This window comes from Pseudovibrio denitrificans JCM 12308 (assembly GCF_001310815.1).
GTDB classification, from domain to species: Bacteria; Pseudomonadota; Alphaproteobacteria; order Rhizobiales; family Stappiaceae; genus Pseudovibrio; species Pseudovibrio denitrificans.
This window is the reverse complement of record NZ_BAZK01000006.1, coordinates 1-20,659: the sequence shown is the minus strand read 5'-3', so window position 1 is coordinate 20,659 and position 20,659 is coordinate 1. Positions and strand designations below refer to the sequence as shown.

General features: G+C 51.8%; 22 protein-coding genes and 3 pseudogenes. 13 read left to right on the top strand and 12 right to left on the bottom strand.

What is annotated here, in order from left to right; all coding sequences use genetic code 11:
- Nucleotides 1-52: 52 nt before the first annotated feature.
- From JCM12308_RS08785 to JCM12308_RS08755, 6 genes are all read left to right on the top strand, one after another.
- Nucleotides 53-343, top strand: coding sequence for a YciI family protein (locus JCM12308_RS08785; protein WP_014287103.1), 291 nt, complete (start codon nucleotides 53-55; stop codon nucleotides 341-343).
- Between the two features lie 132 nt (nucleotides 344-475).
- A complete protein-coding gene (locus tag JCM12308_RS08780) occupies nucleotides 476-904 on the top strand; it encodes an EVE domain-containing protein (RefSeq protein ID WP_054783617.1) in 429 nt (142 codons plus the stop codon).
- A gap of 7 nt (nucleotides 905-911) precedes the next feature.
- Complete coding sequence (locus JCM12308_RS08775; RefSeq protein ID WP_054783478.1) at nucleotides 912-1,565, top strand: class I SAM-dependent methyltransferase; 654 nt, start codon at nucleotides 912-914, stop codon at nucleotides 1,563-1,565.
- A 96-nt stretch (nucleotides 1,566-1,661) separates the two neighbouring features.
- Nucleotides 1,662-2,855 (top strand): helix-turn-helix transcriptional regulator, encoded by a 1,194-nt coding sequence (locus JCM12308_RS08770; RefSeq protein WP_054783477.1) that lies wholly within the window; start codon nucleotides 1,662-1,664, stop codon nucleotides 2,853-2,855.
- A gap of 558 nt (nucleotides 2,856-3,413) precedes the next feature.
- Nucleotides 3,414-4,586, top strand: coding sequence for a M20 aminoacylase family protein (locus JCM12308_RS08760; protein ID WP_054783475.1), 1,173 nt, complete (start codon nucleotides 3,414-3,416; stop codon nucleotides 4,584-4,586).
- A 74-nt stretch (nucleotides 4,587-4,660) separates the two neighbouring features.
- Nucleotides 4,661-5,611, top strand: a complete 951-nt coding sequence (locus tag JCM12308_RS08755; RefSeq protein WP_054783474.1) for a threonine/serine dehydratase — start codon at nucleotides 4,661-4,663, stop codon at nucleotides 5,609-5,611.
- A 45-nt stretch (nucleotides 5,612-5,656) separates the two neighbouring features.
- Here JCM12308_RS08755 and JCM12308_RS08750 read toward each other — a convergent pair whose 3' ends face one another.
- The 6 genes from JCM12308_RS08750 to JCM12308_RS31415 all read right to left on the bottom strand — a co-directional run bounded on the left by JCM12308_RS08750 (nucleotide 5,657) and on the right by JCM12308_RS31415 (nucleotide 10,545).
- On the bottom strand, nucleotides 5,657-6,388 hold the full coding sequence (locus JCM12308_RS08750) for an amino acid ABC transporter ATP-binding protein (RefSeq protein WP_014287110.1): 732 nt from the start codon (nucleotides 6,386-6,388) through the stop codon (nucleotides 5,657-5,659).
- A complete protein-coding gene (locus JCM12308_RS08745; RefSeq protein ID WP_244271861.1) occupies nucleotides 6,385-6,969 on the bottom strand; it encodes an amino acid ABC transporter permease in 585 nt (194 codons plus the stop codon). Before JCM12308_RS08745 ends, JCM12308_RS08750 begins: the two co-directional genes overlap by 4 nt.
- Nucleotides 6,970-7,192: 223 nt before the next feature.
- Nucleotides 7,193-7,939 (bottom strand): amino acid ABC transporter substrate-binding protein, encoded by a 747-nt coding sequence (locus JCM12308_RS08740; protein WP_008551375.1) that lies wholly within the window; start codon nucleotides 7,937-7,939, stop codon nucleotides 7,193-7,195.
- A 368-nt stretch (nucleotides 7,940-8,307) separates the two neighbouring features.
- Nucleotides 8,308-9,000 (bottom strand): TenA family protein, encoded by a 693-nt coding sequence (locus tag JCM12308_RS08735; protein WP_054783473.1) that lies wholly within the window; start codon nucleotides 8,998-9,000, stop codon nucleotides 8,308-8,310.
- A gap of 273 nt (nucleotides 9,001-9,273) precedes the next feature.
- Nucleotides 9,274-9,723, bottom strand: coding sequence for a GNAT family N-acetyltransferase (locus JCM12308_RS08730; protein ID WP_054783472.1), 450 nt, complete (start codon nucleotides 9,721-9,723; stop codon nucleotides 9,274-9,276).
- 489 nt (nucleotides 9,724-10,212) lie between these two features.
- Nucleotides 10,213-10,545 (bottom strand): TetR/AcrR family transcriptional regulator C-terminal domain-containing protein, encoded by a 333-nt coding sequence (locus tag JCM12308_RS31415; protein ID WP_244271860.1) that lies wholly within the window; start codon nucleotides 10,543-10,545, stop codon nucleotides 10,213-10,215.
- 376 nt (nucleotides 10,546-10,921) lie between these two features.
- Here JCM12308_RS31415 and JCM12308_RS32990 point away from each other — a divergent pair.
- Nucleotides 10,922-11,772 (top strand): annotated as a pseudogene (locus JCM12308_RS32990) (DUF6920 family protein).
- Nucleotides 11,773-11,827: 55 nt separating this feature from the next.
- Here JCM12308_RS32990 and JCM12308_RS08710 read toward each other — a convergent pair.
- A complete protein-coding gene (locus JCM12308_RS08710) occupies nucleotides 11,828-12,865 on the bottom strand; it encodes an aspartate-semialdehyde dehydrogenase (protein ID WP_014287113.1) in 1,038 nt (345 codons plus the stop codon).
- Between the two features lie 118 nt (nucleotides 12,866-12,983).
- On the opposite strand from JCM12308_RS08710, the gene JCM12308_RS27740 reads away from it, so the two are divergent.
- Nucleotides 12,984-13,262 carry a hypothetical protein gene (locus tag JCM12308_RS27740; protein ID WP_128647357.1) on the top strand — a complete coding sequence of 93 codons (279 nt, stop codon included), beginning with the start codon at nucleotides 12,984-12,986 and terminating at the stop codon, nucleotides 13,260-13,262.
- A 223-nt stretch (nucleotides 13,263-13,485) separates the two neighbouring features.
- Nucleotides 13,486-14,184: a DUF7424 family protein gene (locus JCM12308_RS33230; RefSeq protein ID WP_444544398.1), complete on the top strand. Its 699-nt coding sequence runs from the start codon at nucleotides 13,486-13,488 to the stop codon at nucleotides 14,182-14,184.
- Between the two features lie 39 nt (nucleotides 14,185-14,223).
- Here the strand turns inward: JCM12308_RS33230 and JCM12308_RS29440 are convergent, their stop codons facing one another.
- Nucleotides 14,224-14,616 (bottom strand): 2-phosphosulfolactate phosphatase, encoded by a 393-nt coding sequence (locus tag JCM12308_RS29440; protein WP_208978396.1) that lies wholly within the window; start codon nucleotides 14,614-14,616, stop codon nucleotides 14,224-14,226.
- Nucleotides 14,617-14,675: 59 nt separating this feature from the next.
- A complete protein-coding gene (locus JCM12308_RS29435) occupies nucleotides 14,676-14,930 on the bottom strand; it encodes a hypothetical protein (RefSeq protein WP_208978395.1) in 255 nt (84 codons plus the stop codon).
- Between the two features lie 115 nt (nucleotides 14,931-15,045).
- On the opposite strand from JCM12308_RS29435, the gene JCM12308_RS08695 reads away from it, so the two are divergent.
- Both JCM12308_RS08695 and JCM12308_RS08690 read left to right on the top strand, forming a co-directional pair.
- On the top strand, nucleotides 15,046-15,546 hold the full coding sequence (locus tag JCM12308_RS08695) for a hypothetical protein (RefSeq protein ID WP_054783468.1): 501 nt from the start codon (nucleotides 15,046-15,048) through the stop codon (nucleotides 15,544-15,546).
- A 69-nt stretch (nucleotides 15,547-15,615) separates the two neighbouring features.
- Nucleotides 15,616-16,125 (top strand): GNAT family N-acetyltransferase, encoded by a 510-nt coding sequence (locus tag JCM12308_RS08690; protein WP_054783467.1) that lies wholly within the window; start codon nucleotides 15,616-15,618, stop codon nucleotides 16,123-16,125.
- Between the two features lie 6 nt (nucleotides 16,126-16,131).
- Here the strand turns inward: JCM12308_RS08690 and JCM12308_RS08685 are convergent, their stop codons facing one another.
- Nucleotides 16,132-16,656: a hypothetical protein gene (locus tag JCM12308_RS08685; RefSeq protein WP_054783466.1), complete on the bottom strand. Its 525-nt coding sequence runs from the start codon at nucleotides 16,654-16,656 to the stop codon at nucleotides 16,132-16,134.
- Nucleotides 16,657-16,729: 73 nt separating this feature from the next.
- The gene (locus tag JCM12308_RS08680; protein WP_008551732.1) at nucleotides 16,730-17,146 is read right to left on the bottom strand and encodes a hypothetical protein; all 417 of its coding nucleotides are present in this window, start codon (nucleotides 17,144-17,146) and stop codon (nucleotides 16,730-16,732) included.
- Between the two features lie 47 nt (nucleotides 17,147-17,193).
- Between JCM12308_RS08680 and JCM12308_RS31405 the strand changes: the two are divergent.
- A pseudogene (locus JCM12308_RS31405) lies at nucleotides 17,194-18,483 on the top strand (linear amide C-N hydrolase).
- Between the two features lie 61 nt (nucleotides 18,484-18,544).
- Here the strand turns inward: JCM12308_RS31405 and leuB are convergent.
- Nucleotides 18,545-19,611, bottom strand: a pseudogene (leuB, locus tag JCM12308_RS08670) (3-isopropylmalate dehydrogenase).
- A 242-nt stretch (nucleotides 19,612-19,853) separates the two neighbouring features.
- On the opposite strand from leuB, the gene JCM12308_RS08665 reads away from it, so the two are divergent.
- On the top strand, nucleotides 19,854-20,659 hold an 806-nt coding region (locus JCM12308_RS08665; protein ID WP_128647356.1), incomplete at its 3' end, for an NAD-dependent epimerase/dehydratase family protein.

Here is a 20,659-nt window from a genome sequence, read left to right as displayed (position 1 = left end):
AAAATCAGGAATTAAAAGGTTGGGTTGAAATCCCGCTACTGGAGTATCCAATATGCTGTACGCTCTCATCTGCACAGACAAGGCACATTCTGAAGACCTTCGTCAGAAGACCCGCGAAGCGCACCTCGACTTCCTCAGTGGTCTCGGCGATCGCCTGAAAGGTGCTGGCCCGTTCATGTGTGATGATCTGGTATCCCCAACCGGTTCGCTCGTAATCATCGAAGCAGCAAACCGCGACGAAGCTTTGGCTGTCGCAAACGAAGATCCATACTCACTCGCAGGTCTGTTTGAATCTGTTGAGATCCGCCCATGGAACTGGGTATTAAAAAACCCAGATATGTAAATTTGCTGTAAGCTGCGTTTTACAACATATCTAAACTGGAGCATCGGCCTTTCAAATTATGGCAGGTGCTCCATTTAATGTATGACCGGTCATTCTGATCAGAACATACAATCAGTTTATATGGAGGAAGCGTTGCAATACTGGCTGTTCAAATCCGAACCTAACAAGTGGTCCTGGGATCAACAGAAAGCCAAGGGCGAAGAAGGCGAAGAGTGGGACGGCGTACGCAACTATCAGGCCCGCAACTTCATGCGCGATATGAAGATCGGCGACCGCGGCTTCTTCTATCACTCCAACATCGGCAAAGAAGTTGTCGGCATCGTTGAAGTGTGCGCACTGGCTCACCCGGATTCCACAACCGATGACCCACGCTGGGAGTGTGTGGACATCAAAGCCGTCAAAGACCTTCCGCAGACTGTCACACTGGCACAGGTGAAGGCCGAAGAGCGTCTGTCCGACATGGCTCTCGTCACCTCCATGCGCCTCTCCGTTCAGCCGGTAAAGCCGGAAGAGTGGGCTGTGGTTCTGGAAATGGCAGGCGTGGACCCATCCGAGGTCTGATCTCACGATGACAATCACGGATCGGCGCAAGTTCATTCTGGAACAGACACGCATTCACCCTGTTCCTCATGCGCCGTCCATCTCTCTTCACCTCGCAGACGAAAGCGTCGATCTTTGGCGTATGGGGGAAGAAGAGCTTGAAGAACTTGGTGTCCCCTCCCCCTTCTGGGCGTTCGCATGGGCAGGCGGACAAGCGCTGGCGCGGTACATTCTCGACAATCCGGAAGTGGTCCAGGGCAAGCGCATCCTAGACTTTGCCAGCGGTTCCGGCCTTGTTGCCATTGCCGCGATGAAAGCTGGAGCAGCCTCTGCCGTTGCAGCAGACATCGACACCTTTGCTTCCGATGCTGCACTTATCAACGCAGCGCAAAACCATGTCACAATTGAAGTCACAGCAGAAGACCTGCTTGAAAGCAGGCTGGATGGGTTTGATCTGATCTGCTGCGGAGATGTCTTCTACGACCCGGATATGACAGCAAAGGTGCTTGGTTGGTTAGATACAAACCGGAGAGCAAAACCAGTCCCAGTTTTGGTTGGAGATCCGAAACGCTCCTACTTTCCCACCTCACGGCTTAAACATCTACAAACCTACGAAATTCCGGTTCAACGAGAGCTGGAAGATAACGAGACCAAGAAGACCTCCGTCTACGCGTTTATATGATCAGAGGTATACTCCCAAAATCTAATACACCGAATAATTGAATTTAATTAAAAGTAGAACTAATATTCCATTGTCGATAATAGCCACTGTGTTGTCATGGAAGATCTGCAACAACTGCTCATCAACCGGATGTACTCAACCGTTGTCACCGGTAAGGGCCTAGACGATATTCTGGCGCCGATTGCCGAGAAATACCGGGATTTGCCCGTTACTTTCCAGGTACAATGCCTCACACAAAACAACTACTATCACTTCTCAGCTCTCAACGTAGACAGTGCCTACAACGAGCTCATTGCTGAATTTATCCAGTTCAATCCTTTTCCCAAGCTGCTTCAATCCGTTAGTTCTGATCAGCTAGTCTACTCAGAGCGCTTCCTGAGCCAACAGCAGCTGGAGCAGAACGAGTTTTACAACAACGTCCTCAAAGGCCGGGACAACCTCAACCGCTCACGCGGGTTCCATCTGCATAGACAAGGCTCTGATGTTGCACTCGCCGCAGTCACCATGCCCGCCCGCTTTCAGGGTACGGAGGACGAAGAGCTCTGCAATCTGCTGGAACGAATACAGCCGCACTACCAAAACGCCTTCTCTCTGTTTCTCAAACTGGAAGCCCAGAAGAGAAACGTAGATCAACACACATTCTGGCTGGAGCAAATCCCCTCCGCCGCCTTCATTCTGGACCACGGCTTCCACATAGCCCTCAGCAATCAAAAAGGCCGCACACTGCTGCAAAAGAGCCGGTTCCTCTACGCCGATAGAAGCAACAACCTCGCAACCAACCATCGGATGTACACCAACAATCTGGAGAACCTCCTCCTCCAATGCAGAACTCAAAAAGTCCCGGTTGGTCCCTTCCCTCTGGGATGTGAAACCCCAACCCAACCACTGATCTCCTACGTTCCCCTGACAGTGCTGGAACAAGACACCAACGATGTAGAACCCTTCCTGAAGAACTGGAGCCCGGTTCTCGCAGTCATTCTCGATCCAACTGACCATCCAGTTTCAAAGGAGGTGCTTATTCAGAAAATCTGGGGTGCAACCAATCGTGAGGCAGACATCGCTCAAATGCTGATCCGGGGCTTCTCTCTGAAGGAAACCGCAAGCACTCTCAACATGAGCTACAACACTGCCCGCAACCACATTGCAGGACTAACAAGCAAAGCAGACATGAAATCACAAAGCGAACTGATTTCCTCACTCACCGCCACACTCTCCCGCATGCCTGAGACAGTAAGAGCACCAACCCTACCGATTAGGCCGACTCACTTCCTCATAAAACTGGGCCAGTGACGTGACATTGGCACCGGTCTGGTACGGAGACGTCAAAGCACATTCAACAATCACAGTTCGCTTATCAATCTGAAGGGAAAAGTCACTCGTCAACGGCCACAAGCTCCAGCTATCCCGCAATGAGTTGTACCGCAGCGACGTTCCGTAGAGCCCCCATTCACAAGGAGATTGATCGAAATGCTGCGACGAAAATCATAGGGAACCGTTTCGAACTCAGATTGAGCGGGCAGCAAGCTGACATATCGGTGGGCTTTATTGAGAAACATCCATTGCTGTTTCTCCTCTGTGACATTGCGAAAAACACTCCGATAGATCGCCATACTGCCTCACTACTGCTGCTGTTAAAACCGGTGCAATATGTGACCTGACGTCAGCCATAACTTAGCGTGATTAAGGTGTCTTTAGGTTAGTTAAGGAGCTTCAATTGCAGTTCATTTAATTTTACTCAACTGACCCTTTTGCGAGTGATTTGCTCTTGCAATATTTCACTGCACTAGGCCAAAGTGAGGTTCATTTTCTAATCTCAATAAGAATCCGAAGTTTTTAGGGAGCGCTCCAATGCCAACCATCAATCGTCTTGCGGAAATGCACGATGAAATCACCGCATGGCGCCGTGATTTTCATGAGTATCCTGAAGTCCTTTATGAGACCCATCGCACAGCAGCAAAAGTAGCCGAGATCTTGCAAGAGATCGGCGTTGATGAAGTTACTACAGGTGTTGGCCGTACGGGCGTAGTCGGCGTTATCAAAGGCCGCAATGGCGGCGCAGGCAAATCCATCGCCCTGCGCGCTGACATGGACGCTCTTCCAATGTCCGAAGAAACCGGCAAAGAATACGCTTCCAAAAACGAAGGCGCCATGCATGCCTGTGGTCACGACGGCCACACTGCAATGCTACTCGGCACCGCAAAATACCTTGCCGAAACCCGCAACTTCGACGGCACAGTTATCCTCGTGTTCCAGCCGGCTGAAGAAGGCGGCGCTGGCGCAAAAGCAATGATGGACGACGGCCTGTTCACCCGCTGGAATGTCGACGAAATTTATGGCCTGCACAACCAGCCAGGCACTCCAATCGACCACTTCGCAACCCGCTCAGGCCCGCTGATGGCGTCAACCGACGAGTTCACCATCACCGTAAAAGGCATCGGCGGCCACGCAGCGTATCCGCACAACACAATCGACCCTGTTGTCGTTGGCTCCCAGATCGTCTCCGCCCTGCAGTCCATCGCCTCCCGTAACGTTGGCCCTCTGCAGTCTATCGTAATCTCCGTGACCTTCTTCCAGGCTGGTACCGCCTACAACATCATCCCTGACACAGCGAAACTCGGCGGCACCATCCGCACGCTCAATCAGGATGTCCGCAAACAGGCTGCTGAGCGTGTCAAACAGGTTGTCGAAGGCGTATGTGCAGCAAACGGTGCTGGCGTGGACTTTGAGTTCAACGATGGTTACCCATCAACCTCAAACCATCCAGAACAGACCAAGTTCGCAACCCAGATCGCAGCTGAAATCGCAGGCAGCGCTGACAAGGTGGACGAGAACATCGAACCGACCATGGGCGGCGAAGACTTTGCTTACTATCTGGAAGAAAAGCCAGGCGCTTTCATCTTCCTCGGCAATGGCGACACCGCAGGGCTGCACCATCCGAAATATGACTTCAATGACGAAGCCATTCCATATGGTTGTTCCTATTTTATTAAACTGGTTGAAACCGCAATGCCTGCAACTTAAAATGCACATTGCAATTTACGAGGCCTCGGATTTTTCCGAGGCTTCTCTATATTAAAAATATTCAGGCCATTACCGTGCAGATATCCAAGCAAGCTATTGAAGTCGCTCACAAACGAATTCAGAAGTACATCCGCAAAACACCATCTATTGTAAGCGGTAACGGTACCTTCGGCCTGAAGTACTCCATTTCTTTGAAGCTCGAGCATCTGCAACACTCAGGCTCTTTCAAAGCACGCGGAGCATTCAACTCATTACTAAACAACACAATCCCAGAGGCTGGCATCGCCGCAGCATCCGGTGGCAACCATGGCGCCGCAGTAGCATGTGCCGCCCATGCTCTTGGATTGAAAGCCAAGATCTTCGTGCCTGAGATCTCCAATCCAGCCAAGATCGACAAAATCCGCAGCTTTGGTGCAGACGTTCATGTTGAAGGCGCAGCATACGCAGATGCAGCAGCACTGTGTTCAGAATACCAGCAGCAAACCGGCGCTATCGACATTCACCCGTACGACGCTGTTGACACCATCAACGGTCAGGGCACCGTCGCGCTGGAATGGGCTGAGCAAAGCCCGGATCTCGACACCATCCTCGTAGCTGTCGGTGGCGGAGGCCTTGCAGCAGGTGTTGCAAGCTACTACGCCAACAGCCCAACCAAGATCGTCGCCGTCGAGCCATATGGTTCCTGCTCCATGCACGCAGCGCTCGAAGCTGGCGAACCGGTGGACGTCAAACTCGACAGCATCGCAGCCAACGCTCTCGGTGCAAAGCGGTGCGGCATCTTCCCGTTTGAAGTTGCCCAGAGCCATATCGCAGAATCCATTCTGGTCGAAGACGACGCCATCCTGGCAGCGCAACGCCGCCTCTGGAGAGAGATGCAGCTCGTCGTTGAACCGGGTGGTGCAACTGCCCTCGCAGCTTTGATCTCCGGCGTCTACAAACCAGCAGAAGGTGAGCGCGTCGGCGTGCTGCTCTGCGGTGGCAACGCCGAGCTCCTTCAGGTCAACAACACCCTGTCTGGCCGATAAAAGAAAAGCGGTACCACCGCCAGATGGTACCGCTCTCAAAAATCCTTAAAGAACCTTGCGCAGGAAGCTGCGGGTTCTTGGGTCATCCGGGCTGGTGAAGATCTTCTCAGGTGGCCCTTGCTCAACAATACGCCCGCCTTCCATGAACAGAACGCGATCCGCAATCTCTTTTGCAAACGCCATCTCGTGTGTCACGATCAGCATGGTCTGGTGAGCCTGTGCCACACGCGTCAGCAACTGCAGCACCTCATCCACCCATTCCGGGTCCAGCGCAGAGGTCGGCTCATCAACCAGCATCAGCTCAGAGTTACTCGCCATCGCACGGCCAATGCCAACACGCTGCTGCTGACCACCGGAAAGCGATGCCGGATAAGCATCTGCCTTATCAGCCAGACCGATGTTCTGCAGGATCTCATTGGCACGCTCAAACGCAGTCTCTTTGGCTTCACCACGAACGGTGATCAGGCCTTCTGCAATGTTCTCACGCGCCGTCTTATTGGCAAACAGAGCATAGTTCTGGAACACAAACGCTGTTCTTAAACGCATCTCTTTGATCTGCGCAGCATTGGCTTTTTGAACATCAATGCTCTCACCATCAAGGATGTACTCACCCTGCTCTGGTGTCTCAAGAAAGTTGATGCAGCGGAGCAGCGTGGACTTACCGGTCCCGGATGGACCAATAATCGCAATGCGCTCGCCTTTTTTGATATCAAGGTCGATCCCGTTCAACACAGGAACACCATTATAGATTTTTGTGAGCCCGCGGATCTGGATCATCTTGAAACAGCCTTTGATAGTCGATTTTCAATTTTGGACTGAACGAAAGCAAGGCTCTCAACAACAACCCAGTAAATCACTGCAACCACAATAAAGGTCTCGAAGTACAGGAAGCTACCTGCAGCTTCTTTCTGTGCAGCCCCCATCAGTTCTGTCACACCAAGCGTAAAGGCAAGACTGGTGCTCTTGATGAGGTCAATGAAGTAGTTGATCAGGGTCGGCGCAGCAACACGGGCAGCCTGAGGCAGAATGATACGACGCATCATCTGGCCAGTAGACATACCGATAGACTTCGCCGCTTCCCACTGGCTGCGGTCCACACCCAGAATGGCTGCACGAATACTCTCTGCCATGTAAGCAGAAAAGTGCAGTGTCAGGCCAACAATCGCAGCAGTCACCCCATCAATCGCGGTGAGGAAGGAAAACAGCTGCGGCAGGCCGTAGTAGAACAGAAACAGCTGCACCAGCAGCGGTGTTCCACGAAAGAAACTGATAAAGAGCCGCGTGGCCGCATCCAGAACAGGAAAGCGGACCACACGGATAATCGCAAACAGCGATGCAAGTATGAGCGCCAAAATCATGGACACACTTGCCATACCCAAGGTTAGGTAGGTACTTTAAGAGGATCGGCAAAAGGCCGAGCATATAATCCAGATCTAAGGCACGCATGGTTTGTTCTTATTATTGAAGCACACTTTCAGGAGATGAGAATAAACGCCCGAAAGTGAACCAGATCAAAAGTAAAAGCAGTCCACCTGAATAATTCAGAAGCGAACTGCTTTACCAGTAAAAAAACAGAGAGCTTTAGTCAGCTTTTGTGATGTCCGCGCCAAACCACTTGTCGGAAATCTCAGCAAGCTTACCAGAAGCCTTCAGCTCGGTGATTGCACCGTCAACCTTAGCAGCCAAAGCTTTACCATCTTCATCAGTACGGAACGGCATTGCGTTACGAATTTCAGAGAATGGTGCACCAGCCAGAGCCAGCGGCAGCGGAGTTTCTTTAATCACCTGAGTTGCACTGATGCGGTCGTGAATGAACGCGTCAACGCGACCAAGAGCAGTGTCCTGAGCCAGGTTGCTTTCGTAAGTGCGGATGTCGATTTCATCCGCAAATGGCAGACCGCGCAGCAGCTCTTCAAAGTTGGAGCCGAGGTTTACAGCAACGCTTTTGCCTTTAAGGTCTTCAACGCCGTTGATTTCCTCGTTGCCAGCTTTCACAACAACCTGCGCACCGTCATAAACGTATGGCTGGGAGAAGGTGAACTTAGCTTCACGCTCAGGAGTAATGGTGATCTGGTTTGCAATGGTGTCAATGCGGCCAGCTTCCAGAGCACCGATCAGGCCGGAGAAGCTCATGGTAACGAATTCAACGTCGTCACCAGTCTGCTCTGCAATCGCACGAGCAACGTCAACTTCAAAGCCCTGCAGAACGTCCTGCTTGACAAAAGTGAATGGGAAATACCCACCAGACATGCCCACACGGATTGTTTCAGCCTGAGCAGGAACAGCCACGAGAAGGGCAAGAGCAGCAACAGTAGAACGAGAGAACATATCTATTCCTTATTCGTATTTTTTGTTGAGCACGTTCTACCAGAATGAGGAAAATTTTCTACAATTAGCCAAGCTAGAAGCTCAATTAAATCAAATAAACTACCAATGTCGGAAATTATTAGAACGCAATGCCAGTAAATCCGATATGCATAAAAAATACTTCCCTCAAGACTGCAGGTGACAAAATCTGATTTGAGAACATCTTGTTAATTTCTGCAATTTCCCAGCAAGATCACGGAGATGTTACAGGCAAAACGTGCACTTGCCCCAAGATTTTAGGCGAAACGTATAACTACTGACTCGTAGCCTGAAAAAAAATGCTCCCTGCAAAACAGAGAGCATTTTGGAACCAAACGGCGAGCAGCTTATCAGCTCACCATATCGAAGAATTCGGCCTCCAACTCACACATATGAGTAAAGCTCTCAGAGATTTCGCTCTGGCGTTTCACACGCTCCTCTTCGCCAATTGAGTTCACTTCCCGTTTGATCCATTCAATGAAATCACCAAACTCATCGGTGGCAAGAAACTCAACCCACTCCGCAAGATAGAAGCGCTCAGGACGTGGCTTGGAAGCTTCCCGGTGTCCCCATTCACGATAGATCCACTCAGAAGCAAGCAGCGTGGCCATACCGTCCACGTAGTGGCCTTTACCAGCCGTTGAGAGCAGCGTCGCACCAATCGCGCGGGTCACTGTGTTCGGCTTGGCATTTTCATAAGTCTCAGGTTCAACACCCAGCTCTTTAAATGTCCGCTGGAAATATGAGAGCTCGTTGGATGTCAGCTGATGCGCAAACTCAGAAAGGCGCGCCTTTGAAGCCATGGATGGCGCTTTGGCAATCAGGAAGCCAAGAGCAGATGCCAGATCCTGAATGTAGTGATAGTCCTCAAGCAAGTAACGGAGGAACACGTCCTTGCTTACTGTGTCATTACCAACCGCACTCGTGAACGGATGATTGATTGCTCTGTTCCACGCAGGTCCTGCAGATTTCACCAGCCAATCAGTGAAGGTCTCATCCGTATGAGTGATCTTGTAATTGGCATAACTTGCAGTGTTCAGCATTCGCGTGTGCCTCCCAACACATTGTCCTAGAGCGTATCCCCCAAAAGCACCTCTGGCCTTCCATCAGGAATACGCGTGGCAAAAAAGCTAAGAGCATGACACGTAAATCCTGATGAACGCGAAGTGCTCTGGCTTACATCTACTTCGAACAATGCCACTCAGAGTTGGGCTGCACTAGACGGAAATCACCGTATATGCCCCCTGCAATTTTAGGGGTATCATCTTGCGCTCGTCTGCAACCACCGCACTGCATCGGATAATGCTGATGACAGGTCAGGCCTGCCATTCATACAAAATATCCGGCGCTCCTTCTTCATTCTCTGAACCGCTTGTCCGCTTCACTTCCTTAAAGCCATGCGCTTCGTAAAATGCTCTCGCATCCACATTCTCAACAAAGCACATCAACTTAAGAGTCCCGGAAGATTGAGCTTTTGCTTGGTCTAAGAGCTTTGTACCAATGCCCTTCCGCAGATGCCGCGGATCCAGATAAAGCTGTTCTATCCAGTCATCTTTGATGGCCATCATACCTATGATTTGCTCATCTCCCATGACTATTGTCAGTTCATTGCTCTTAAAAACAATATTTTGGAAGAACCAGAGATCTTCTTCAGGCGTGTGCAATCTGGGCAAAAATGAAAGACACCGGTCCCGCGAATACCTGTACATACGCGCAACTTCCGGCAACTCATCAAATCGCGCAGCTCTAATTTCAAGTGTCTGCATAATACCCCCTCAATTTGGCAAAACCCTAACATAGCAATTGGGTAAAGTATCCCCACAAACACCAGTGGCACTGCAGGGTTTTCCGTGCAGTGTTTAAGCTGGGTTCCCCGTAAATCGGGAGGGGCAAGGCGGCAGGCAATGCCTGCGCAAGTAATGAGTAAGTTAGTTTCTTCGGCATCAGCTGTCGCCTTGCCCGAGCGTTTTTGCAGGAGGCTAAGGCCAGGGTCCAGAAGACACTTGGAAGACTTAAGGCTGTTGGAAAGCCTCAGGTCTCAGTGCTGGCGCCCTTTGGTCTGGCCGGACATCCGCTATCCCTCAACACTGTTGGTGAAAGGGGAACCTCCACGGACCTGCTGCGAAATACGTTACCTTCCACAGTAGCCCCACCCAGCCTACGACCAACTGAAGGACGGTCCCCCAGCCAGCCCGTTACGCAGGCATAGATTCAGACTACAAGAGAAATTTGCAGGGGGATAAGTTTTGGGCTATTCAACGCACCTTCCCGGCATAAATCCCGATAAACCGCTCCGCAGCTCTACGAGATCTCCGTTGAACATCCTCTGCTGAGGGTTCAGCAAGAACGCCTGTCACTCTGCGAATTTGCATATCGCCAACGAGCAAAGCCACATACAGCTCAGCAGCTTCGCCCACATGGTCGAAAGCCAGATAGTCTTCAGCCTTCAGCTTCTCCAGAAGTTGCACCAATAACGGAAAGACACGATCTCGCCCCGCTTCAGCCAGAGCTTGCCCCAACTCACCAGAAACTTCAGCATCTGCTGCCGCCGCCCGATTGAGTGCCACAGCACGTGGACTGAGCAACATGGCAAGCAGCCGCTCGCCAACAACCTCAACACTTGCAGCGAATGCTCCGCTTTGGCCAGCTCCTCTTCCAGCTGCTCGGCAACGAGCTCTGCATTTTGAGCAACTAAATCGCGAAACAGCCCCTGCTTATTTCCGTACCACCGATACAGAGTTTCGTTGGAAGCCTTGGCTTTCTTGGCAATGCTAAGCATGGATGCACCCGCATAGCCCTTCTCCGCCAACACGTCATAGGCCGCTTCAGCAATCTGTTTTTGCCTTGCAGTCTTCTTCTCATCACGCACGTCAAATCTCCCGGTTGACACAAACCGTACACAAGAATACGGTTACAATCAATCCGTACACATGATTACGCTTTTATATTTTCACGGAGATCCTTATGCGCTTACTCAAAATTACATTTGCCCTCTCACTGTCAGTCACCGCTCTCGCGACCACGGTCATCGCCTACTCCACATGGCGTACTGAAGCCGATATCAAAGCACATCGGAAAAACGTAATTTCGCTGGCCCAAAAGGTTCAGGTCCCGGTCTGGGATGAAGCGGCATTTTCTGAATTGCCTCAGGTTGTCCAGCGATACTTTCAGTTCACATTTCCCAATGGCCCCGCAAACATCTCTCACGTCTCAATGAAGATGGAGGGGCAGTTCCGGCGCCCACAAATGGAGAGCTTTGCCCCAACCACAGCAGAGCAAGTCGCAGCAGCCAACACGCCTGCGCTGGCATTCTCAGCAACAACACCCATCATACCCGGAGTTTGGGCAAGGGCTTACGATGCTACGCAAATGCTAAAATGGAAATGAAGGCAAAAATCCTCTCCACACTTACAGTGGTCGATGAAGAGGAAACCCCGGAACTCAACACCACATCCCTGCGCCGCTGGTTACTGGAAAGCCCACTCTACCCAACCGCCCTCTTGCCTGGCGGACCTGTCACATGGGAAGCCATCGACAACAGCAGAGCCAGAGCAACAGTTGCCATGAGCGGATACTCAGCCTCACTGGTCGCCACGTTTAGAGAAGACGGGAGTCTGGAGCGATTTGATGCGGAGGAAGATGGAGATCTCACAACCTCCTATCACGGCTCGGGCGAGCACGTTTATCGCTCTGAGTACAAGGAAGTCTCAGGCATGATGATCCCGCACAAATTCACCATTGCCCGTGCTGCCAAAGGCAAACTCATGCCCTTCTGGGACGGCTATCTCACCAATATCACGTTCGGCAGCTTCTAAGAAAAAAGGGCACCCGAAAAGGTGCCCTTCGTAATCTCATAGCATGCTTTTCAGCTTATGCAGCAGCTTCTGCTTTTGGCTTGATCAGGCCGCGGTTCACCAGAACCTCAGCGATCTGCACGGTGTTTAGTGCAGCACCTTTACGCAGGTTATCCGAAACAACCCACATGTTCAGGCCGTTCTCAACGGTCGCATCTTCACGGATACGAGAAACGTAAGTCGCATCTTCACCAGCACACTCGTAAGGAGTGACGTAGCCACCATCTTCACGCTTGTCGACAACCAGAATACCTGGCGCTTCACGCAGCAGATCCTGTGCTTCTTCAGGAGAGAGCGGGTTTTCCAGTTCCATATTAACGGACTCGGAGTGACCAACGAACACAGGCACGCGTACAGCGGTACAGGTTACTTTGATGGTCGGATCGAGCATCTTCTTGGTCTCAGCCAGAACCTTCCACTCTTCCTTGGTGTAACCGTCTTCCATGAACTCGTCGATGTGCGGGATCACGTTAAACGCAATGCGCTTAGTGAACTTCTGCGGCTCAATCGGATCGTTCACGAACACAGCGCGGGTCTGATTGAACAGCTCGTCCATCGCTTCTTTACCGCCACCAGAAACGGACTGGTAGGTGGAAACAACAAGACGCTTGATGCCAGCCTTTTCGTGGATCGGCTTCAGCGCAACAACCAGCTGTGCAGTAGAACAGTTCGGGTTCGCGATGATGTTCTTCTTCTTGAAGTCAACGATATCGTCAGCATTCACTTCAGGCACGATCAGCGGCACATCCGCATCATAACGCCATGCAGAAGAGTTATCGATGACAACGCAGCCCTTCGCAGCAATCTTTGGTGCCCACTCTTTCGCGATAGAACCACCAGCAGACATCAGGCAGATATCGACGGAAGAGAAGTCGAAGTTCTCCATCGCCTGAACTTTCAGGGTCTTATCGCCGAAGGAAATCTCTTTGCCCTGAGAGCGACGTGACGCCAGCGCGATCACTTCATCAGCAGGGAAACCACGCTCAGCCAGAATGTCCAGCATTTCTGCGCCCACATTGCCGGTAGCACCTGCAATCGCAACCTTATAACCCATTGGTTCTGTCCTCTTTCGTCTCCCCCGCTGAGCCGCCGAGGAGCGTTCCACCCCCGGTCTGGCCCTCTAGCGCCCTCCGTCCCGGGGAGAGCGCGGGAAAGAGAGGCACCGTCAGGCGGTGGTCTTTGTCGTTTTAGTGGTGGTTTTTGTGGTAGCAGTTTTGAGCGCAACAGAAGCCATGCGCGCGGTCATCGCACGTTTCATGGTCGTCTTCATGTTGGTCATCGCAAACATCATGCTGCTAAACTCTGCCCCTAAAATTGGTCGCGCAGAAATTGCCTATATCAACCTCATTTGTCAACAGGCATATCTTGGGCAATTTGGAGAGGCCAAACTTCTGTCACTTCGCCACATCAGGAAACCACGGATTTCAGTCAGTTTTCACCGAAACACTTAATAATCACCGAAATAAGGCTGACATAATCTCAAAAGTGAGCACCCCGCATCGCAGGCTCACTCCTGAGCTGTCTCAAAGGTCGCAGCAACTATGACTTGCACACGTCATATCGAGCAACTAATAATATTTTAAACGCAATTTAATCTTCAAGATAGCTTGCTCCTGAACTGCGAATTCATGAGCATACCTAAACTTTAACGAGCGGCGCAGAGTTAACAATGAAATACACCAAGATCTTATCAGCCTGTTTATTGGACTGACCGTAACCGCGTGTAACTATGAAACACAGGTCTCCCTGTATGCGAGTGATCTGACTGAAGACACCGCAGACAAACCAATCTACGCCCCAATCCAGCTCGTTGGCACAGGTACTTTCTCCCAGGAAGATTGCGACAAAATCCGCGGCAAGGTTGAGCCGTCTCTAAATCGTTACTTCCAGAACGTTGAATTCAAAGGCTGCGCGCGCGATTCCGGCAGTATTGATCGCAAAATCTCCTTCAGCGCAAGCGTGCCAGTTCATATCGGTTCCTGGCAGAGCAACGTTACAGAAACCAAAATCCAGCAGCCATACGGTGTTCTGATCGGCTATGATCAGGAAACACCAAAGGAAAAGCTGGTGCTGATCGCTAAAGGTGACACCTACGACGTTTTCACCAAAGAGCTTGATAATGAGCTGACCGGCTCCAAACTCTACAGCGACGGCGCCGAGATCACTATCGACCTGCAGAACGACACGCGTGAGCAGATTTCATTCATCGGATCTGGTGTCTTCGTAAACGGCACCGCATATGGCAATGTACGTCAGATGAAATTCTCTCTGCAGCGTCGCGACAACCTGCTCATCCAGCTCTCAGACGTCTCCTCACAGCACATCAAATCTGATGGCATGGAGCTCGTGGGCACCATCAACTTCGGGCAGTAATCTAAGCTCAATACAGAGTGGAGGCATCTCCGGATGCCTCTAGCTCACATCTTCAAACGCATTCACAAACTGTCCCCCACGCTGAACCTGCCGCAACTCAGGCACACAGCGCTCCGCGTTCAGTTGCACCGCCCACTCAACATCCGCCGCATAGCCGCGATGCGTTAGCTCCTGACCGCTGACACAGCCTTCCAAAGCGCTATGCAAAACATCTGCGCAGGAGAGGTAGCCAGCGTGTGCCAGCGAGGCTTCGGACGACAAAGAACACCCAAGAAAATGCGCGATAGCACCACAGGCGATCTGGTCTTCGAATGCTGGTCGCAGACTGCTATCTGGCCATTCTTCTCCCGCAGCAAGCAGTAGAACCTTCCCGGGAGTCTCAGCAAGATAAGCAGCAATCGCTGAAGCATTCCGCAGAGCACCGGCAAACACCCGCCCTTCTCTTGGCAAAGTAGACAGCGTCGCCCCGTTAGCTGGGCAGCACCAGCACCTCATCGGCAGACAGCCCCATCAGTGTTGGTGGCGACAGCGAAAGCCCTCCTTCCCGGCGCTTGAGCACAAACACCACCGATCTCAACGGCAAGTTTCTGCCCTTCTTCCCGATCAGCAACAGGCACCACTAAGGCACCTCTGCCACAAGCGACACCAGTCGCCGTTGAAAAGCTCAGGCAGTCAACGATAACGGTTGCAGCATAGCCATCGCTGCTTGCATTACGCCCCCACTCCACATGCACAAAGTCAGCCATAAACAACCTCAAAATGATAAAACCGTGGGCACCTGAAAAAGAGCACCAATCAATTCTTGCATGGCACCGCTTCTGCACTCAGTCTGAGAGAAGCAGTCAAAATCACAACGGAATAATGATGGATCTACTTTCTCAATTGCAAGCACTTGCTGTCGATCTCGAGCGCTCTCAGCTGCCAGAGGTCTTCAAGTATGCATGGTGGGTCTATCCGGCAATCAATACAGGCCACATCGTTGGTCTGGCCATGTTGTTCGGCTCCCTTGTGCCGCTGGACCTGCGCATGATGGGCATGTGGCGTTCGATCCCGCTTTATGATCTGGCACGTCCTCTCACTCGCATTGCATTTCTGGGAGGCCTGATCGCCATCGCAACCGGCATCTTCCTGCTCTCAGCCAAAGCTCAGGTCTACGTCAATGCCCCAATTTTCTGGGCTAAGTCTGGCTTCTTCGTGCTTGCCTTGCTGAACGCGCTGCTCCTTCGCTTCAACAAGCCTTGGCGCTATCTGGCACAAGTGGATTCCCGCGGAACCATCCCGCGTTTCAAGTCCGCTGGCTTTATCTCCCTGTTCAGCTGGCTCGGCGTCCTCATATGCGGTCGCATGTTTGGGTATCTCTAACGGAACAAGTTAGACAACGCCCCAGTCTTTGCGGCATAAAGGCCGAACTAAAAACATCGGACAACACCAATGATCATCCGCGCAGAGCTACCATCTGACATCGAAATCATCCGCGATCTTGTTTACGTAGCTTTTGAGAACCATCCGCACCATGAACCCGGTGCAAAACCAACCGAGCACCTGATTGTCGATCAACTGCGCGAGAACGGGGAGCTGAGCTTGTCACTCATCGCGGGACAGGCAGGCGGCATGGTAGGCCACATTGCCTTCTCTCCAGTAAAAATCGACGGTGAAGACAAAGGTTGGTATGGTCTTGGCCCGGTGGCAATTGTGCCGAAACATCAAGGCAAAGGCTTTGGTGCCGCCCTCATTATGGAAGGCATGCAGCAAATCAAGCAGCGTGGCGCAAAAGGCGTCGTTTTGCTTGGAGAGCCGAAGTACTACAGCCGCTTTGGCTTCCAGCAGGCAGAAAGCCTCACCTTCCCCGGCGTGCCAGCAGAATACTTCATGCAGCACACCTTTGAAGGAGAGACGCCAACCGGTACCGTCGCTTATTCCGAAGCCTTCTCAGCTAAATAAAAGCAGCTACTCATCGTCATCGCAGCTAGCAGGTTTCGCATCATCCAGAGGCTTATCAGAAGGTCCAATATCAACGCTTTCGATCGTTATTGGAGAGTATGGCGGTTCAGTAATCGTATCTGGCATCGCCATATGAAATACATAACAACCGGCGTAAACTTGGGAACTTCCGTCTTTGTAGTGCAACTTCACAGCTACAGGGAGCTTCCAATAGATCTGGGTCATACCCGGTTGTGGCTTGCTCGGAATTGGTTCGACTTTTCCATATCGCAGCTGAAACTTCACTTCATCGCGAAAATCATTCTTCCAATCCTCAAAAGCACCGGGAGGGCTGCGGAAGTAGCTGAATGCCTGAGGATAAGCTTGGCGAAGAATTGCGAAATAGTAACTTTCCAGAACCCCGACAGGAGAGCTGCGATCGTCAACATAAGGGACGCCTTCGAAAGAAAGGCTATTCGCTCCTGACGAAAACGAAACTATCCCCGCAGCAAAGGCGCCCGCCGCACTTAAGAGCAATCTGCGCTTGAACATGGTTGCATCCAGTCTTGTTCTTGTTTGATGCAACCAAGTCCAGCAAAGAGAAGCTAAGGCAGGTTTAAACCGCTTAGTGCGCTCTTACGTAAACCGCTTCGTTGGTAAACGAACCTGCATCCAGCAGGTGTACAGTTTGATAAACAGTCAGCTGCGAGCCATCTTCGTTCAGCTCACGCTTGGCAACCATAATAGTCAGGCCACCACGCTTGGCTTCAGAAACCAGATCACCATCTGTGTTCAGAGAAAGGGAAAGCGTATCAGCAAACGGGTTTTCCGGCATCGGGCGGTCTTCACCATCCGGAATACCAGAGAAGTTCGCTTCCACGGTCTCTCCTTCACCCTCAACGGTTTTCATAAAGAAGCCGATCTCGCCATCCTTCTCGGCGATCGTCAGGCTTCCGCCCCACGGCACAGCACCCTGCTCATAGTTTGAGACATCCGGATCCAAAATCCAGGTACCGAGAAAGGGTCTTATACGTTCATCCATGCTCTGCCTTCCAGCAATGCTTCTCATAAAATTCTTGGTCCACGCTTATGCCGCAGTGCTGTTTTCAGCGCAACCGCGTGGCACAGCTAACTCCCGTGATTAACATCGGGTGGCCAAACTTCCAAAAAACCAATCTTAAAACGGCAGGCCCATCTAACGGAACCTTTGCGCTCTTCGCCCACAATCGCAGGCAAAAGAACCGCTCCGGAGGCCCCATGCTCAAGCGCATTGCCAGCAAACCGTTCGCCTTGTTCAAGAGCACATTGGCCCTGTTTGCCTTTGTCCTTCAGCCTGTTGCAGCAAACGCCTGCACCAGCTTTGTCCTTTCCACCGTCGACAACATCCGCATGTACGGTCGCACTATGGAGTTCGGCAAACAGATCCCCACTAAAATTGGGCTCATCCCACGCGGTTACAAGTTCCAATCCAAAATCAACGATGAGATTGGGTTCAGCTGGACAGGCAAGATAGCAGTCATCGGCGCTAGTATCTTTGATAGCCCCGCTATGGTTGACGGCATGAACGAGTATGGGCTTTCAGGTGGCGCCCTCTATTTCCCCGGCTTTGCTGGTTACAAAAACCCATCACGTAGCGAAGAAGAGAGAGCTAAGGAAATCAATCAGGTAGACTTCCTCGTCTGGATGCTCTCAACCTTCAAAACGGTCGAAGAAATCAAGATCAATCTGGATAAGGTTTCTCTGGTCGGCACCTATTATGCAAACATGGATGAGATCCCACCTCTGCATTACACGCTGCATGATGCTGCCGGCTTCTCTATCGTCATTGAGCCAGTTGATGGCGAAATCAAAGTCTACGACAATCCTTACACCGTGCTCACCAACTCGCCTGACTTCGAGTGGCACACCCAGAACATCCGCAACTACCTGTTCCTATCCCCTTTCAACATCGGCACCACCACCATTATGGGGCAGGAACTGGAGCCATTTGGTCAGGGATCAGGCCTGCTCGGCATTCCCGGTGATCCTACTCCTCCCTCCCGTTTCATTCGGGCTCTCGGCTGATCTCCACCATTGACGCCTCCGAGCTGAACAAGAATCGGCTGGTGACGATGGAGCACGTGCTGAACAACTTCGATATTCCCAAAGTTCGTAAGGCCTGCCATCTCCCCCACAGAGCAAGAACAAGAAGCCAACGATTACACCCAATGGTCCGCCATCGCTGACATTGAAAACAAGATCTACTACATCAAAACCTACGAGAACACGACGCTCCACGGCGTCAGCTTTGACGACTTCGATGTAACCAGCGGCCAGCTGCAGTTTGTGAACCTGCCGAGCCCAAAACCAACACAGCCCCTGCTGCCACCTATGCAATAAAAAACAGGGCTCCCGAACCAACGGAAGCCCTACTTCAAAACTCTAGAATTTTGGCTGTCGCTTAGGCTGAAACACCTGCAAGAGCAGTCAGCTCAGCAACAATGGCATCACCCATCTGTGCGGTGGTGATGGTTGCTTCGCCTTCTTTCGCGATGTCTTTGGTGCGCAGGCCTTTATCCAGTGCATTGGAGATCGCTTTTTCAAGCATGTCTGCCTCAGCAATCTTCTGGAAGGAGTAGCGCAGCGCCATTGCAAAGCTAGCGATCATTGCAATTGGGTTAGCTGCACCGGTGCCCGCGATGTCTGGCGCAGAACCGTGCACTGGCTCATAAAGTGCCTTACGCTTGCCAGTTGCCTCATCAGGCGCACCAAGAGAAGCAGATGGCAGCATGCCCAGAGAGCCGGTCAGCATCGCAGCAACGTCAGAAAGCATATCACCAAACAGGTTGTCAGTGACGATCACGTCAAACTGTTTTGGCCAGCGAACCAGCTGCATGCCACCAGCATCTGCCAGCATGTGGTCCAGCTCAACATCAGCGTAATTCGCTTTGTGCGTTGCGGTTACAACTTCGTTCCAAAGCACGCCGGACTTCATAACATTGCGCTTTTCCATGGAACAAACTTTGTTGTCACGGGTACGCGCAAGGTCAAACGCAACACCAGCAATACGCTCGATTTCGTAGCTGTCATAAACCTGCGTATCGATACCGCGCTTCTGTCCGTTGTCCAGTTCGATGATCTCTTTTGGCTCACCGAAGTACACACCACCGGTCAGCTCGCGAACGATCAGGATGTCCAGACCTTCAATCACTTCCGGCTTCAGAGAAGACGCATCAGCAGCGCTGGGTAGCAGATCGCAGGGCGCAGGTTTGCAAACAGGCCAAGGTCTTTACGCAGACGCAGCAGGCCAGCTTCCGGGCGAACCTCATAAGGAACATCGTCCCACTTAGGGCCACCAACAGCACCGAAGATCACAGCATCAGCAGCCTGTGCTTTCGCCATATCTTCTTCAGAGATGGAAACGCCGTGCGCATCGTACGCGCTGCCACCAACAAGGCCTTCGTCATACTCGTAAGTATCTTCGCCCTGCTCGTTGAGCCAGGCGATAACCTTTTTCACCTCTTCCATAATTTCCGGACCAATTCCATCACCAGGAAGAAGCAGGAGCTTGTTGGATGCCATGGGTCAATATCCCGTTTTCTGCAAATTGAAGTTGACCATTTGTGCCGCCTCACCCCTGCTATTGCAAGGTTCAATATTTCAACGAAAATGGATGGGTCCTCAACAATAGTGCCTTAGACAGGTTTCTTTAATCCCACCATGATACTCTTCGGCAACTGAGCGTAGACAGTTCTAAGGCACTGCAAAATATGCATAACTTGTTAGTCATAGGTGGATCGGGCTTTGTGGGTGCATCGCTCATCCCGGCCCTAATTTCGAAGGGCTATAATGTAACCCTGCTCAACAGAGGGTCTCGCCCTGTCCCCGGAACACAGCAGCTTATCGCTGACAGGAACGATCCATTTGCTATGAAGCAAGTGGCGGGCAGATACGAAGCTGTAATTGATACAAGCGCTTACACCCGTGAGCAGTCAGAAATCGCCTTCAACACCTTCGGCATTCACGCCAAAAAGTGGATCCACCTCTCCAGTGCTGCGGTCTACAAGGAAACCAAAGGCCACCTACCAAGTGAGAAAGACTCAATTGGCGGCGCCTCTGTTTGGGGCGCTTACGGCAGAGACAAATCTGAGGCCGATCACTTCCTGCTCAATCAGGAACACACTCCTGCCGTCGCTATCCGTCCGCCTTATCTGTACGGACCAAACAACGACATTGACCGCGAGCAGTTCGTCTGGGCCCGTGCACTGACAGAACGCCCGATCATTCTGCCGGGGGATGGCCAGACCAAACTACAGTTTCTGCATGAGGAAGATCTCGCCAGCTTCATCCTGTATCTGCTGGCAATGCACGCCATGCCGACCGAAGCGGTCAATCTGGCCGATCCGCATATCCTAACAATCGAGAAGTGGGTGCGGATGCTCTGCGATATTGTGGAGGTTGAGCCGGAAATCATCTACGGCAAAGACATGGCCCCGGGCATCCCGGCTCGCGAGTACTTCCCGTTCCGCGACTACGACTGCGCGCTCGACGTGACCAGATATCTGGAGAACTTCGA